Consider the following 14,636-nt stretch of genomic DNA (forward strand, 5'->3'; position numbering starts at 1 on the left):
CCCGGGAGGCCCGATGAGAACGGTCAGGGACGCGACCTTCGACGTGCTGCGCCGTACCGGGCTGACCACGATCTTCGCCAACCCCGGGTCCACCGAGGTCTCCCTGCTCGCCGGGCTCCCCGACGACCTGGAGTTCGTGCTCGCCCTGCACGAGGGCGCGGTCGTCGGCATGGCCACCGGCTGGGCGACCGCCCGCGACCGGCCCGCGCTCGCGCTGCTGCACACCACCGCGGGGCTGGGCAACGCGGTCGGCGCGATCGCCACCGCGCGGGTGAACCGGGCGCCGCTGGTGGTCCTGGTCGGCCAGCAGGACCGCAGGCACCTGGCCCTGGAGCCGTTCCTGACCGGGCGGCTGGCCGGTCTCGCGGGCGACTATCCCGTCTGGACGGACCAGCCCGTCCGGGCGCAAGACGTGCCGGGCGCGGTGGCCAGGGCCTGCCACGAGGCGGTCGCCGCCCGCGGTCCGGCCCTGGTCGTGGTCCCCATGGACGACTGGTCCGCTCCGGCCGCAGACCCTGCCCCGGCCGACACCCCCACCCCGGCCGGGGCAGGCCCGGAACCCGGAACCCGGCCCACGCAGGGCGGCGCCTCCGGGATCCGGGCGGCGGAGGGCGCCTGGGCCGCCGGGCGGTCGCGGGTCGTCTCCCCGGCCGCGGACGGGGACGCCGTGGTGGCGGCCCCGGCCCGGGTGGTGCGGCCTTCGGCCGTGGCGGACGCCGATCTCGCGCCGCTGCTCGAACTCCTGGCCGCCGCGCGCTCGCCCGTGCTGGTGACCGGGGCGGGCGCGGACTCGGCCGCGGCCTGGCGGGCGCTGACCGCGCTGGCCGAGCGGCTGGGCTGCCCGGTCTGGCAGGAGTCCTTCGGCGCCCGCGCGGGCTTCCCGCAGGACCACCCGCTGTTCGCCGGGATCCTCCCGGCGGGGCGGGCCCGGCTGCGCGAGGCGCTGGCCGGGCACGACGCGGTGCTCGCGGTGGGCGCCCCGGTCTTCCGCCAGTACCCCTACGAGCCCGGCCCGCTGGTCGCCCCCGGCACCGCGGTCGCGGTCGTCACCGACGATCCGGCCGAGGCCCACCGCAGCCCGGCCGACCTGGCCGTCCTGGCCTCCCCGGCGGCCGTCTGCGCCCGCCTGGCCGAGCTGGTGCCCGCCCGCGACGCCGTACCGCCCCGTTTCGCAAGGGCCCTCCCGCCCGCCCCGCCCGCGCCCGGGGAGGAGCTGCGGGCCGCGCACGTCCTGCACGAGCTGGCCGTACGGCTGGCGCCGGAGACCGTGGTGGTGGAGGAGACCCCCTCCTCCCGGCCCGACCTGCACCGGCTGGTCCCGGCCCGGCGCCCGCTGGGGTTCCTGTCGGCGGCGATGGGCGGGCTGGGGTTCGCGCTGCCCGCGGCGGTCGGGGTCCGCATGGCCGCCCCCGACCGGCCGGTGGTCGCGGTCGTGGGCGACGGCTCGGCCCTGTACGGGATCCAGGCCCTGTGGAGCGCGGCCCACTACCGGGTGGGGGCCCTGTTCGTGGTCCTGGCCAACGGCCGGTACGCCGTCATGGACCGGCTGGCCGAGCAGTCCGGCGGCGGCAAGGCGCCGTGGCCGCCGTTCACCGAGGTCGGCATGGCCGCCCTGGCGAGGTCGCTCGGCTGCCCGGCCCGCCGCGTGACCTCCTACGAAGAGCTGGTGGAGACGCTCGACGAGGTGGTCCCGGACCTCGCCGAACGGCGGGAGCCCCTGCTGCTCGACGTCGCCGTCCCCCCCGATCCCGACTTCCGGCCGTGACCCGCCCCGCAAGAGGAGACGCCATGACGATCACCGATGCCAATCTGATGGACGCCAAGACGTGGACGGGTCTCGTCTACGGGGACGGATGGACCGCCTCGCGGGCGGGTGACGCGGCCGTCGTCGAGCCCGCCACCGGCCGGGAGCTCGCCCGTGCCGGGATCGCCGGGCCCGAGGACGTCGCGGCGGCGGTCGTGCGGGCCGTACGGGCGCAGCGCGAGTGGGCGGCCGTCTCGTTCGAGGAGCGGGCGGCGGTGCTGCGGCGCGCCGGGCGGCTCTTCGAGGAGCACGCCGAGGAGATCCAGGACTGGCTGGTCCGCGAGGCCGGGTCGATCCGGCCCAAGACGGGAGTGGAGACGCACGTCGCGGCCCAGGAGTGCTACGAGGCCGCCGCGCTGGCCTCCCAGCCGCTCGGCGAGATCCTGCCCACGGCCAAGGACCGGCTCAGCCTCGCCCGGCGGGTCCCGGTGGGGGTCGTCGGGGTGATCGCGCCGTTCAACTTCCCGCTGATCCTCGGCATCCGCTCGGTCGCCCCGGCGCTGGCGCTGGGCAACGCGGTGATCCTCAAGCCCGACCCGCGCACCGCCGTCTGCGGGGGTGTCTCCATCGCCCGGGTCTTCGAGGAGGCCGGGCTCCCGCCCGGCCTGCTCCACGTCCTGCCCGGCGGCGTCGAGACGGGGGAGGCGCTGGTCGGCGACCCGCTGGTGCCGGTGATCTCCTTCACCGGCTCGACCGCCGCCGGCCGCCGGGTCGGCGAGGCCTGCGGGCGGCTGCTCAAGCGCGCCCACCTGGAGCTGGGCGGGAACTCGGCGCTGATCGTGCTGGAGGACGCCGACCTGGACCTGGCCGCCTCGGCGGGCGCCTGGGGGTCGTTCCTGCACCAGGGCCAGATCTGCATGACCACCGGCCGGCACCTGGTGCACGCCTCGATCGCCGAGGAGTACGTCGCGCGGCTCGCCGAGAAGGCCGAGCACCTGCCGGTCGGCGACCCGGCGACCGGGCAGGTCGCGCTCGGCCCGCTGATCGACGCCGGGCAGCGGGACAAGGTCCACGCCATGGTCACCGGGAGCGTCGAGGCGGGGGCGCGGCTGGCCGCCGGGGGCACCTTCGAGGGCCTGTTCTACCGGCCGACGGTGCTGGACGGCGTGCCGCGCACGGCTCCCGCCTACGCCCGGGAGGTGTTCGGCCCGGTCGCCCCGGTCGTGCCGTTCTCCACGATCGAGGAGGCCGCCGCGCTGGCGTCCGACACGGAGTACGGCCTCTCGCTGGGCATCCTCACCCGCGACGCGATGCGCGGCCTGGCCCTGGCCGACCTGGTCCCCACCGGGATCGTGCACATCAACGACCAGACCGTGGACGACGAGGCGGTGGCCCCGTTCGGCGGGGTGGGAGCCTCGGGCACCGGGGCCCGCTTCGGCGGCGGCCGGGCCAACGCCGAGGCGTTCACCCAGACCAGGTGGGTGACGATGCAGGGCGACATCGCGGGCTATCCCTTCTAGTTCACGGGCGTTCACCGGTCGCCCGCCGGTTCCGGTGTTGGTGGATGTTCACGGTCGCCCGCCGTACACGAGGCGCCGGAGCGGATGCGGCCGGAGGCCCGGGGGACGGTCCCGTGCGGATGCCGTGCCGGGAGTTGTGCGAAGGTTGAAAGGTGTCTGAGCGTCACAGCGGTCTGTCGGGGGCGGTGCTGGTCGCGGGGTTCGTGCTCGCCTCGCTGAACCTGCGGCCCGCGCTGGCGGGGATCTCGCCGGTGCTCGACGAGATCATGACCGACCTGGGGCTGAGCCCGGCAGGAGGCGGGGCGATCACCACGGTGATGGTGGTCTGCCTGGGCGTGCTGGCCCCGCTCGCCCCGCCGCTGGCCCGCAGGTTCGGCCTGGACCGGGTCCTGCTGGCGTGCCTGCTGGTGGTGGCCGCCGGGGTGCTGCTGCGCGGCGCGGACGGCGTGCCCACGCTGTACGCGGGCGCGGCCGTGGCGGGCGCGGCCATCGCGGTCATGAACGTCGTCATGCCGGGGGTCGTCAAGCAGCACTTCCCGGCGAACGTCGGGCTGTTCACCGGGATCTACGTCTCCGGCCTGGTCGTGGGCGCGGCCGCCGCCTCGGGGCTGACCGTGCCGCTGGAACACGCCACCGGGTACGGCTGGCGCGAGGCGACCGCGATGGCGGCGGCCCCGGCCGTGCTGGCGGCCGCGGTGTGGCTGCCGCAGGCGCTGCGCCCGCCGGTCGCCGGGACCGCCGCGCCCCGGCCGTTCCGGGTGTTGCTGCGCGCCCCGATGACCTGGGTCATCACCGCCTACATGGGCCTGCAGTCGCTGACGTTCTACATCGTGCTCGCCTGGCTGCCGACGATCTTCAAGGAGGCCGGCCTCCCCGCCGACCAGGCCGGGTACCTGCTGAGCCTGACCAACCTGGTCCAGGTGGCGGCCACGCTCACGGTCCCGCTGCACGCCGGGCGGGCGCGCTCGCAGGTGCCGCACGTGACGGTCGCGGCCCTGCTCACCGTCGCCGGGTACGCGGGGGTGCTGCTGGCCCCCACGACCCTCCCGTGGCTGTGGATGATCATCCTGGGCCTCGGCCAGGGCGCCTCGATCGCGCTGGCCCTGCTGATCATCACGCTCCGCGCCCCCGACCCCGTCTCGGTGACCGCGCTGTCGGCCATCGCGCAGTCGGCCGGATACGTGCTGGCGGCGCTCGGCCCGCTGGTGATCGGCGTGCTGCGCGAGGTCTCGGGCGGCTGGACGGTGCCGCTGCTGGCCGGACTCGGCGCGTGCGGGCTCCAGACGGCCGCCGGGTTCCTGGCCGGCCGCCCCGTGCCGGTGCAGGCCTCCGCGCCCGCCGCCCGGGGATGAGACGCCTTCGGTCACCGTTGCGGGGTGAGGCGTCGAGCGGTGCTCCCGGGTGCTCCCGGTGATCCCGATGCTTCCGGCACTTCGGGCGCTCCCGGCGCTTCGGGCACTCCTGGCACTTCCGTGACCGTCCGGTCACCGAGGTGTCCGGAACCGGCCGCGTGAAGGGCACCCGGAGGTTACCGGGAATCTTTACGTTCCAGTCATGTTCCGTAAACTCCTCGCCCTGGCGCTGACCGTCCTCGCGACCGGTACCGTCGCCGTTGTGCTGCACGAACCCGAACCCGCCTCCGCCGACCGCCGCGCCCGCGAGCCCATCGTCATCGGCCACCGCGGCGCCAGCGCCCACCGCCCCGAGCACACGCTGCTGTCCTACGAGACCGCGATCGCCCTGGGCGCCGACTACATCGAGCCCGACCTCGTCTCCACCAAGGACGGGGTGCTCGTGGCCCGGCACGAAAACGAGATCGGCGGCACCACGGATGTGGAGAACCACCCCGAGTTCGAGGCCCGCCGTACCACCAAGACCATCGACGGACGGCCGGTGACCGGCTGGTTCACCGAGGACTTCACCTTTGCCGAACTGAGGACGCTCAAGGCCGAGGAGCGCATCCCCGACCTGCGCCCGAACAACACCGTCTTCAACGGGCTGGCGCAGATCCCGACCTTCGAGGAGGTCGTCCAGCTCGCGCAGAGGCACGGAGTCGGCGTCTACCCCGAGACCAAGCACCCCACCTACTTCGACTCCATCGGGCTGTCGCTGGAGGAGCCGCTGCTGGAGGTCCTGAACCGGTACGGCTGGAGCGGGCGGCGGGACCCGGTCTTCATCCAGTCGTTCGAGACCGCCAACCTGCGCGAGCTGCGCAAGAAGACGCGGCTGCCGCTGATCCAGCTGATCAACGCGACCGGCGCGCCGTACGACTGGGTCGCCGCCGGCGACCCGCGCACCTACGACACCATGGTGGCCCCCGAGGGCCTGCGCGAGGTGGCCCGCTACGCCGACGGCGTCGGCGTGGACACCCGGCGGATCGTCCCGGTCGGCCCCGACGGCCGCCTCCTGGAGCCCACGCCCCTGATCAGGGACGCCCACCGGGCCGGTCTGGCGGTGCACACCTGGACCATCCGCAACGAGAACTCCCAGCTCCCCGCGGACTTCCGGCTCGGCGACCCGGCCAACCCGGTCTTCCCGCGCGCCATGGGCGACGTGGCGGGCTGGCTGGACAAGCTCTACCGGCTCGGCCTGGACGGCGTGTTCGCCGACGACCCGGGTGCCGCCCGGGCCGTCAGGGAGCGCGTCTTCTCCGACCGCTAGGCGACCGAGGCGACTTCCTCCATGGGGCGCAGCTCGTCGGCGTAGCTGACCGAGACGCGGCGCATGAGGCCGGTCTCGCTGATGGAGTACTGGCCCATGCGCCACAGCGGCGGCGAGTAGGCGTGGATGGACACGCTGCCGTGCTCGGCGCCGGTCAGCCGGTGGATGTGGTCGGGACCGAAGGAGAACGACTCCCCGGCGGAGATCACCGTCTCCAGGTGCTCGCCGCCGATGCGCGGGTTGCACTCCAGCAGGGTGCCGGCCACCACCCGGACGGCGCCGGAGGAGATGTCGTGGTCGTGCCAGCCGGTGTCGTCCTCCGGCCGCCAGCACAGCAGCCAGACGTCCACGTAGGCGTCCCGGTAGAGAGAGGCGTAGTGGCGGCCTCCCTCCTCGGGGAACTGGACGTGCTCCTCCCAGCGGGAGGGGTCGGCGGCCAGCTCGTCGACCAGGTCGCGCAGCTCGCGCCGGTCGAGGGTGCGCTCGGGCAGGGAGGCGAAGCTCATCGCGGACCCCCGGAGAGCGTGCCGGCCACCGGAAGCCCGGCGGATCCGGAGGGCGTGAGGAGCGCTCCGGAGGGCGCGGGGAGCATCTCGAAGGACGCAAGGAGCGCACAGCGCTCACGGCCCTGGGACTTGTTCACGTGTGAGACTCCTTCCGGTTCAGCAGGCGGACGGGATTGGTGAGGGTGACGGCGTGCCGGGCGGCGTCGCCGAGGCCGGGGTCGGGGGCGGTGGCGTAGGGCTGGTCGGAGCCGTTGACCACGACGTCGACGCCGAGTTCGCGGACGATCGCGTCGACGGCGCGGGGGCCGTAGGAGGAGGTCTCCACGAAGACGCCGGGGTCCACCCGCCCGCGTCCCGGGCCGCCCCGGTTGATCAGCCGCTCCGAGTGGAGCGGGGCCAGCCCGGCCAGCAGCGCGAAGCAGACCCGCAGCCGCGGGTGGCGGGGGCGGCCGAAGGCGGCGAAGGCGAACCAGGCGGCGTGCATCTGCTGCACGTACGGCACCACCGCGGGCCACCAGCCCGGGGTCTCGGAGCCGCCGGCCGGTCCGGGGTGCACGAAGAGCGGCAGGTCGCGCTCTTCCAGCACCTCCAGCAGCGGTGCCACGGCCCGCAGGCCCTCCTGGGTGCCGACGGCCGTCGCGGGCAGTTGCAGCCCGGCCGCGCCCCGGTCCAGGACGGCGCCGAGCCGTACCGGGTCGGGATCGGCCAGGCAGGTCGCGGCCCAGACGCCGAACGGGGCGGGCAGGGCGAGGGCGTCGTCGTGGTAGGCGTCGATGATCGGCCAGGCGTCCCCGGGCGGCAGGTCCTCGACGCCGAGCGGGCTCGACAGGGACACCAGGGCCAGATCGAGACCGCTGTTGCGGGCCAGGCGGGCGTCGAGGTCGTGGTCGCGGGGATCGACCTCGTAGGGGGGCTCGCCGTCGAGGTGGAGGGTCCAGCCGTCGAGGCGGGGCGAGGCCGTACGGCGCCGGAGCGCGTCCAGGAACCCCGGGGTCCACAGGTGCTGGTGCACGTCGACGGTCACTTCCACCTCCTTTGCTTGTATTCCCTACCTAGAATACAGGCAATCTTGCTGACCTTGCTACATCAAGAGGTGATGCGGTTCAGTGAACCGTTTCAGTGAAACGCTTCAGATGTCGCTCTGTCAATCGGCGCAAGCCCGGCGCACAAGTGGAGGACACCTCCTTGTCGGTCCGGAGGCATAGGCTTGGCTGGTGCCGCAGCCACGCAAACGCGCGACGATACGCGAGGTCGCCAAGGCCACCGGACTGTCCCCCGCCGCCGTCTCCTACGCCCTGCGCGGCATGCAGGTCTCCGAGGAGACCATGGAGCGGGTCCGCAAGGCGGCCGACGAACTCGGCTACGAGGCCGACCCGATCGCCCGCGCGCTGGCCAGCGGCCGGACCGGGATGATCGGCCTGCTGTGCGGCTCCCTGGAGGACCTCTGGCAGCAGGCCCTGGCCGTCGGCATCGGCCGCGCTCTGAAGGACAACGGCCGCTACGCCCTCATCCTCGACGCGGCGGGCGATCCGGCGCGGGAGCGCAGTCTGGCCGGGCAGCTGCGCGACCAGCGGGTGGACGCGCTGATCGTGCAGCCGGTGGATCCGGCCGGCGAGTTCTGGGCGCCGATGTGCGACGGTCTGCCGGTGGTGGCCGTCGGCGACGCGCTGGCCGGGGCCCGCACGGCGGCAGAGGTCGTCTTCGACAACCGGGCGGGCGTGACGATGGCGCTGGAGCACCTGCGCAAGCGCGGGCATCGGCGGGTCGCGGTGCTGACCCCGACCCGGGCGAGCACCCCCGACCGCCCCGCCGACGTGCACGTCATGGCGGAGGCCGGACGCCTGGGGATGGACATCGAGGTCGTCACCGCCTCCCAGGCGCTGGCGGACGCCACGCGGGCGGCCGACCGGGCGCTGACCGCCGGGCACCGGGCGTTCTTCTGCTTCGCCGACTCGATCGCCTACGGGGTCTACGCCGCGGCGGCCGAGCGGGGATTGGCGATCCCGGGTGAGGTGACCGTGATGGGCTATGACGACCACCCGATGTCCGGGCTGCTCACCCCGGGGCTGACCACGGTCGACTGGGACATCGACGGCATCGTCCGCGCCGCCGTGCGGATGGTCGTCGGCGCCGTCGACGGCACGCCCCACCGCCGCCGCATCGTCCAGGCGCCCCAGCTCCGCGAGCGCGGCTCGGTCGGCTGAGGCGCCTGTCAGCCGGGCACCCTCTGCCGGGGCACCTCCGGCTGGGGCGCCTTGTCGGCTGAGCGTCCCCGGCCGAGACACCGTTCGGCCGGGGTGCCGTCCGGCCGGCGCGGCTCAGCCGGTGGACGTGCCGCCCGGCGGGTGCTGGCCGGGCAGCGGGGTGCGGGCGAGGCCGAGGCCGGGCAGCAGCGAGCGGGCGAGGCCGAGGTCGGCGTCGAGGGGACGGTCGGCCATCGCGGGGTCCAGGGGGCTGTCCCAGGGCAGTCCGCGCTGGCGCAGCGCCCTGACGGCGGCCACCAGCTCGCAGGCCAGGACGGCCTCCAGCGGTCCGGCGGCGCGCAGGGCGGCCCGCGCGGCCTGGGGCGTGAAGCTCGCGTGGTCCTCGGTGCCCAGGGAGAGTACGGCGGTGCCGAGGGTCACCGGCGCGGCGAGGTGCCGCAGGTCGGCCAGGGCCGAGTGGGCGACGTACTCCAGGATCATCACCCCGGACAGGCCGGGACGCTCGGCGAGGAAGGGCAGCAGACCGGTGTGGGCCGGGTCGGTCAGGGTGGCGAGCCGGGCGGCGCTCAGGGACGCGGTCTGGACGATCCCGGCCCGCAGGGCGTCGAGCGCCAGGGCGACCCCGGCGGAGTGGAAGGCCCCGTTGTGCCAGGCCCGGCCCCCGGCGATCAGCGGGTTCTCGGGGGAGGAGTTGAGCTCTACGGTGACGGCCTCCTGCGCCCGGTCGAGGGCGTCGAGCACGGCGGCGTGGACCTGGGGCAGGGTGCGATAGCCGTACGGGTCCTGGACCCGTGCGGGCGCGGTGGGGCCGACCAGCTCGCGGAGCCGGGCCGCGACCGCGCGCTGGTTGCCCGGACGCTGTACGGCCTCGGCCAGCGGTTCGGGGGAGGCCTCGATCGCGCGGAAGGAGTGGGCCGCGACGGCGACGGCGGCGTCGAGCAGGACGCGCAGCCGGTGCACGGCCAGGGCGGCGTCGGCGAGGGTGGCCGCGCCGGAGCTGATGAAAGGGAGCGCGTCCTCGGAGGCCAGCGCGAACCGGGGCGCGTCCCGCCCGGCGGCGGGCCGGGCGGTCTCCCGCCGAGGGTTCTCCCGGCGGGCTCCGCGGGAGAACCGCCGGCCGGGGGCGACCCAGGCGATCTCGCCCAGGAGGCACAGGGCGGTGGTGGCGAGAGCGGTCAGGTCGCCGGTGCCCAGGGCGCCGTAGGCGCGGATCGGCGGGGTGAGGCCCCGGTTGATCACCTCGGCGAGGACGGGCAGGAGGGCGGGGTCGAGACCGGAACCGCCGGCCAGGAGCTGGTTGAGGCGCACCACGAGGGCGGCGCGGGCCCGGGGGCGGCCGACCCTCGGGCCCGCGCCCCCGGCGTGGCTGCGCAGCAGGTCGAGGCCGGCGGACTCGACCGCGATGCCCTTGTTGGCGCCCACCCCGGTGGTGCGGCCGTACAGCGGCCCGTGGAGCGAGCGGGCGGTCCGCCAGGCGGCCTCGGCGCGCTCCAGGGAGCCCAGCACGACCCCTGCCCCGTGGGCCGCCCGGTGGACGTCCTGGCAGGTCAGGCCGGTGCCGTCGAGGACGATGGTCATCGTCTCGGCCGTCCTGACCGCCTGGGGCCCTTCACCTGTGCCGGCCGTTCTCGATGCCCGGGCCGTCCGTACCGGCTCAGTCGCCGAGGACCAGGTCGAGCAGCCAGCTGACCACGCCGACGATGAGCGCGCCCCAGAAGGCGGCCCAGAAGCCGTCGACGTGGAAGGGCAGGTCGAGCTGCTCGGCGATCCAGCTCGTGAGCAGGAGCAGGCCGGCGTTCACGATCAGGGCGAACAGGCCGAGGGTCAGGATGTAGAACGCGCATCCCACGGTCTTGATGATCGGCTTGAGGACCGCGTTGACGAGGCCGAAGATCAGGGCGGCCGCGAGCAGCGTCAGGATGTTCTGGGTGGTGGTGCCTCCCGTGACGGTGATGCCGTCCACGAGTCGGGTGGCCGCCCACAGGGCGGCCGCCACGATGAGGATTTTTACGATGATCTTCACGTTGCGGCGTCCTCGCACGGTTCGTCGGATGGGCGGTTGGTCTTCCTGGTCGTGACGGGTATGTCGCCGTCGCCGATATACCAAGACACTAGACAGTCTGGAGGTCATCGTGGCGGTCGGCGTACCGTGACGGCGGTGCGCCGGGTGTGACGGCGGAGAGATATCCGCTCGGCCTCCACGATCGTGCATGATCGCTCACATCTGTGGGCAGGGTGGCGATGGAGGGGGTGGGTTTGGTGGAAACGGACCAGCTGCAGGAGATGTCGGCCCAGGAGTTGCACGACCGGTCGGTGCGTTACGCGGTGCGCCACGGGGATTTCGGTTTCCTGTGGGAGCTGCTGAAGGTCATTCCGGCGGCCGAGGCGGCCAGCGGCCACGACGGTGAGACGGCCAACGATCTCACCAGGGTCTCCGCCCTCCTCAGCGATGCCATGGCCTCGGGAGAGGGCGAACTCGGCGAGGCGCTGCGTCCGTTCTACATCGACTACCTGTCCAAGCACCCCGACGCCTGATCTCAGGCCGTACGGCCCCCGCCGCCCGATCTGCCGGTTTCGATAGGGTGATCGGCAGTCGGCAGAGGGGAGTGCACCGTGGCGTCGGTGAAGGTGGAGCGGACCGAGGACGGATTCGTCGCGCGCAACGACCGCGGCGCCGAGGTCGTCATGGGCAGCGGTGACGAGCAGGGCGCGTTCACCCCGGTCGAGTTGCTGCTCGCCGCGCTCGGCGGTTGCAACATCGTCACGGTCGAACCCCTCACCGCCCAGCGCGGTCACCGCCTGGTCCGCCTGGAGATGACCGTTCACGCCGAGAAGGTGGAGACCTCGAAGCTGGGGCCGATCACGATCACCTACGACGTCGAGCTGCCCGAGGGCGACGAGAAGGCGGACGAGGTGTTCCGGGCGGTCGCCCACCGGGTCGAGGAGCGATACTGCACGGTGAGCCGCGCCCTGCGGGACGAGACCCAGGTGATCCTGGACCTGCCCGGGTGATGACGCGGACCGGTCCGGCTATACCGGGTCAACTCTGGGTGTAGGCCCAGAATCAACCTGTGTATGACGTGCTCGTTGCAATCGGCTCGGTAGTGTTGAAGCAGGTCAAGGAGGCCTGCGAGCCCCAGAGGGGCAGCACGAGGACTTTTACCGGAAAGGACGCGGGGGTTCGCGTCCCTACGCGGAGCCGCCGGAGTCTTGGGGGAGACGAAGGCAGAGCCCGCGAGGTAGAGGCGGGGCCGGACGGTTGGGGGAACCGTCCGGCCCCGTACCTTTCCCGGCCCCGGACCCCTCCGGCCTCCGGTTTCCTCCCTTGCGTCCCCGTAACGCCACGATGTGCTTTCCACCTGGTGGGGCTGCTAGAGTTGACCCGTCGCAAGCGCCGCTAGCTCAGTTGGTTAGAGCAGCTGACTCTTAATCAGCGGGTCCGGGGTTCGAGTCCCTGGCGGCGCACAGACGAGAGATCCCAGCCCACCCTCGTGGGCTGGGATTCTTTTCATGTCCCGGAGCCCGGGGGCACGTCCGGGATGTGGCGGTGGGGGCGTTCGGGGTCGACGCGGGCCTGCTCCAGCGCCTCGTAGACAAGCTTCTCGAACGCGGCCTTACCGGGGATGACGGGATTGCTCTGGACCACGCCGGAGATGATCCGGGCGCGGGTCTTCGTGAAGCTGCGCGTGAGCGCCGAGACGAACGCCTGCGGCTCCTCGGCCCAGGCGATGCCGGGGCTGACGACGGAGTAGAACGGGGCGAATCCCTCGCCGACATCCTCCGCCCTGATCGAGCGGTTGATCGCCGCCACGATCTTGTCGCCGACCGGATCGCTGCTCATGTCCTTCGGGTCCGCGAGACCGTAGTAGATGACGAGCTTGTCGTGCTTCAGTCTTTTACCCGGCTGGGAGAGCCTGGACAGATAGATCTTGTACTGCCAGAGATGCCTGCCCATCTCCTTGTCGGTGAACAGCTCGTTCAGCGACCTGGCGACCTCCAGCCCCGCCGCCTGCGAATTGACGTTGACGATGATGCGCCGCATCCGTCTCGCCCGCTGCGAGGAGTCGGCGTTCGCGTTGTGCACCCGGAAGTAGTCGCCGCGGACAAGCGCCTCCTCGTTGCTCCCGGCCCCCACCGGAGGCTTGGGCGGGCGGGCCGAGGGATCGGGCTTGTGCCTCTGCCCCTCCTCGTAGGCGGCGAGTTCACCCTGATATTCCTGCACCCGCTGGCTGATGACCGTGGCGTTCGGCTGGCGCTTGAACTCCTTCCACTGCGCTCTTGTTATCGGGGTCTTCGCGTAGTCGGATCCGGCCTTGCCCATCAGGTTGTAGATGTTCTTCTGAAGGGTGTTCGGGGGCCATTTCCTGCCTGTGCGCTCGTCGTAGTAGCTGTCGTAGATCTCGTCGAGAGTCTCCCTGGCCGCCTGCCGGTTCAGCGCGTAGCGTTCCTGGTCCGACAGAGCGACCCCGAACTCCAGCCGCCGCCTGGGCCTGGGCCGTACGGCCGGCCTGCTCGGCCCGAGCGGTTCGGGCGGCCCGGACGGGCCCTCCAGCCTCAGGGGTCCGGACTTCGCCGTCCACGGGGGAAGACCCGGCGGACGCGTGGACAACCCGGGCATGGCACGTGGAACGAGAAGGGGAGGATCGGTCACGGGCTTCGGGATTTTCCGCCCGCCGTCCTTCTTCCTGCTCTCCTTCCTCGACGGATCCTTCTCCGATGAGGACCTCCTGCGCGCGGAGGTGGCAGAGGACGCGGCCATGTGGGACAGATGGGGCGTGGAGTGCGTCATGCGATCGCCCCCGTGAGGTGCCGGTGCGGCCGCTCCGGGTCCACCCCGGCGGCCTTGAGGGCGTCGTCGACCCGTTTGACGAAGTCGGCCTTGTCGAGCACCTTGTCGTTCTTCTGGATCACATCGGTGATGATGTCGCTCCGGGTCCGGGTGAAGCTGTTCTTCAGGGACTCGACGAAGTGCTTGGGCTCCTCGGCCCAGGCGATGCCGGGACCGATGATCGAGTAGAAGGGCGCGAACCCCTCGCCGACGTCCGTGTCCGGGATCGCCTTCGAGATCGCACTGACGATCTTGTCGCCCCGGGTGTCCTCGCCGCCCGGCTCGTCCTTCATCGCGTAGTAGATGACCAGCTTGTCGTGCTTGGCCTGGGCGACGTCCTGCGCCTTCTCCGAGAGATAGATCTTGTACTCCCGGATGCCGGGCCCGACGTCCGGGTCGGTGAAGAGGTTCTGTACGGCCTCGGCCACCTTGAGCCCGGTCTGCTGCGTCTTCACGTTGACGATGATGCGGCGCGACTTGCCCTTGAGGTCCCTGGTCAGGTCGGGCCGCAGGTTGTGGACGTGGAAGTAGTCGCCGTCCCGGACGGACTCGTCGTTGCTCGCGGGCCCGACCGGCTTCTCCGGCCGGATCGGCGGCCTCTTGGCGGGGTCCGTCCCGGGCCAGTCGTCGTAGGCCTTCAGCGCCTTCTGGTAGGCGCTGACCTTCTGGCCCTTCGTGCGCACCGCCTTGTCCGTGACGTTGAAGGCCCTGAACTGGTCATGGGTGACGGGATGCTTCATGTACTCCGAGGCGCCCTTGCCCATCATGCCGTAGATCTTGCCGATCCGGCCGTCCAGATCGAGGCGGTCGCCCGTCCTGCTGTTGTAGAACGCCTCGTAGATGGTCCCCAGCACGGCCTCGGTGGCCTCCTTGTTGTAGTCGTAGCGCTGGTCGTCGGTCATCTCGGCGGTCACGATCGGCCGCTTGGTCTTGACCACGCCGACCGGCCCGGCCGGCTCCCCGGACGTGGCGGGGGCGGTCGGCCGGGTCTTCGGCCGGAGCGGCGCGTCCTTGGGCAGCGCCCGCGCCGGAGCCGTCGTCGCGGTCCCCTCGGCGAAGGCGACCTTCGCCTTGATCGGCGTCAGTTCGACCCCGGTGCCGGTCTTCCGCGCGGCCTTGCGCATGGGAGGCTTCTTGGACTTCTTCTTCGAGAAGAACGACGAGAACATGCGG

At 72.7% G+C, this 14,636-nt stretch carries 13 protein-coding genes and 1 tRNA gene; 8 read left to right on the plus strand and 6 right to left on the minus strand.

What is annotated here, in order from left to right; all coding sequences use genetic code 11:
- Positions 1-13: 13 nt before the first annotated feature.
- From Pta02_RS13625 to Pta02_RS13640, 4 genes are all read left to right on the plus strand, one after another.
- Positions 14-1,765 (plus strand): thiamine pyrophosphate-dependent enzyme, encoded by a 1,752-nt coding sequence (locus Pta02_RS13625; RefSeq protein WP_203875160.1) that lies wholly within the window; start codon positions 14-16, stop codon positions 1,763-1,765.
- A gap of 23 nt (positions 1,766-1,788) precedes the next feature.
- Positions 1,789-3,264 (plus strand): benzaldehyde dehydrogenase, encoded by a 1,476-nt coding sequence (locus tag Pta02_RS13630; RefSeq protein WP_239130456.1) that lies wholly within the window; start codon positions 1,789-1,791, stop codon positions 3,262-3,264.
- Positions 3,265-3,416: 152 nt separating this feature from the next.
- Complete coding sequence (locus tag Pta02_RS13635; protein ID WP_203875161.1) at positions 3,417-4,616, plus strand: CynX/NimT family MFS transporter; 1,200 nt, start codon at positions 3,417-3,419, stop codon at positions 4,614-4,616.
- A 202-nt stretch (positions 4,617-4,818) separates the two neighbouring features.
- On the plus strand, positions 4,819-5,925 hold the full coding sequence (locus Pta02_RS13640) for a glycerophosphodiester phosphodiesterase (RefSeq protein ID WP_203875162.1): 1,107 nt from the start codon (positions 4,819-4,821) through the stop codon (positions 5,923-5,925).
- On the opposite strand, the gene Pta02_RS13645 is transcribed toward Pta02_RS13640, so the two are convergent.
- Entirely contained in the window at positions 5,922-6,431 is a 510-nt protein-coding gene (locus Pta02_RS13645) for a cysteine dioxygenase (protein ID WP_203875163.1), read from the minus strand. The genes Pta02_RS13640 and Pta02_RS13645 overlap by 4 nt on opposite strands.
- Before the next feature lie 133 nt (positions 6,432-6,564).
- A complete protein-coding gene (locus Pta02_RS13650) occupies positions 6,565-7,455 on the minus strand; it encodes an amidohydrolase family protein (RefSeq protein WP_203875164.1) in 891 nt (296 codons plus the stop codon).
- A 190-nt stretch (positions 7,456-7,645) separates the two neighbouring features.
- Between Pta02_RS13650 and Pta02_RS13655 the strand changes: the two genes are divergently transcribed.
- Positions 7,646-8,635 carry a LacI family DNA-binding transcriptional regulator gene (locus Pta02_RS13655; protein WP_203875165.1) on the plus strand — a complete coding sequence of 330 codons (990 nt, stop codon included), beginning with the start codon at positions 7,646-7,648 and terminating at the stop codon, positions 8,633-8,635.
- Positions 8,636-8,749: 114 nt separating this feature from the next.
- Here the strand turns inward: Pta02_RS13655 and Pta02_RS13660 are convergent, their stop codons facing one another.
- On the minus strand, positions 8,750-10,213 hold the full coding sequence (locus tag Pta02_RS13660) for an aromatic amino acid lyase (protein WP_203875166.1): 1,464 nt from the start codon (positions 10,211-10,213) through the stop codon (positions 8,750-8,752).
- A 76-nt stretch (positions 10,214-10,289) separates the two neighbouring features.
- Positions 10,290-10,658: a phage holin family protein gene (locus Pta02_RS13665; protein WP_203875167.1), complete on the minus strand. Its 369-nt coding sequence runs from the start codon at positions 10,656-10,658 to the stop codon at positions 10,290-10,292.
- A gap of 236 nt (positions 10,659-10,894) precedes the next feature.
- On the opposite strand from Pta02_RS13665, the gene Pta02_RS13670 reads away from it, so the two are divergent.
- From Pta02_RS13670 to Pta02_RS13680, 3 genes are all read left to right on the plus strand, one after another.
- On the plus strand, positions 10,895-11,170 hold the full coding sequence (locus Pta02_RS13670; protein ID WP_239127673.1) for a hypothetical protein: 276 nt from the start codon (positions 10,895-10,897) through the stop codon (positions 11,168-11,170).
- Positions 11,171-11,248: 78 nt separating this feature from the next.
- On the plus strand, positions 11,249-11,647 hold the full coding sequence (locus tag Pta02_RS13675; RefSeq protein WP_203875169.1) for an OsmC family protein: 399 nt from the start codon (positions 11,249-11,251) through the stop codon (positions 11,645-11,647).
- Between the two features lie 379 nt (positions 11,648-12,026).
- Positions 12,027-12,100, plus strand: a tRNA-Lys gene (locus Pta02_RS13680).
- A 43-nt stretch (positions 12,101-12,143) separates the two neighbouring features.
- Here Pta02_RS13680 and Pta02_RS13685 read toward each other — a convergent pair.
- On the minus strand, positions 12,144-13,244 hold the full coding sequence (locus Pta02_RS13685) for a T3SS effector HopA1 family protein (protein WP_203875170.1): 1,101 nt from the start codon (positions 13,242-13,244) through the stop codon (positions 12,144-12,146).
- Positions 13,245-13,420: 176 nt separating this feature from the next.
- A complete protein-coding gene (locus tag Pta02_RS13690) occupies positions 13,421-14,632 on the minus strand; it encodes a T3SS effector HopA1 family protein (protein WP_203875171.1) in 1,212 nt (403 codons plus the stop codon).
- Positions 14,633-14,636: the final 4 nt, after the last annotated feature.

The sequence above is a fragment of the Paraplanobispora takensis genome (genome assembly GCF_016863195.1).
In the GTDB taxonomy this organism is placed as follows: Bacteria; Actinomycetota; Actinomycetes; order Streptosporangiales; family Streptosporangiaceae; genus Planobispora; species Planobispora takensis.

Bases quoted from the DNA above. Each gene is read 5' to 3' on its own strand.
- Pta02_RS13625 (WP_203875160.1), top strand. From the start codon at position 14: ATGAGAACGGTCAGGGACGCGACCTTCGACGTGCTGCGCCGTACCGGG.
- Pta02_RS13630 (WP_239130456.1), top strand. From the start codon at position 1,789: ATGACGATCACCGATGCCAATCTGATGGACGCCAAGACGTGGACGGGT.
- Pta02_RS13640 (WP_203875162.1), top strand. From the start codon at position 4,819: ATGTTCCGTAAACTCCTCGCCCTGGCGCTGACCGTCCTCGCGACCGGT.
- Pta02_RS13645 (WP_203875163.1), bottom strand. From the start codon at position 6,431: ATGAGCTTCGCCTCCCTGCCCGAGCGCACCCTCGACCGGCGCGAGCTG.
- Pta02_RS13660 (WP_203875166.1), bottom strand. From the start codon at position 10,213: ATGACCATCGTCCTCGACGGCACCGGCCTGACCTGCCAGGACGTCCAC.
- Pta02_RS13690 (WP_203875171.1), bottom strand. From the start codon at position 14,632: ATGTTCTCGTCGTTCTTCTCGAAGAAGAAGTCCAAGAAGCCTCCCATG.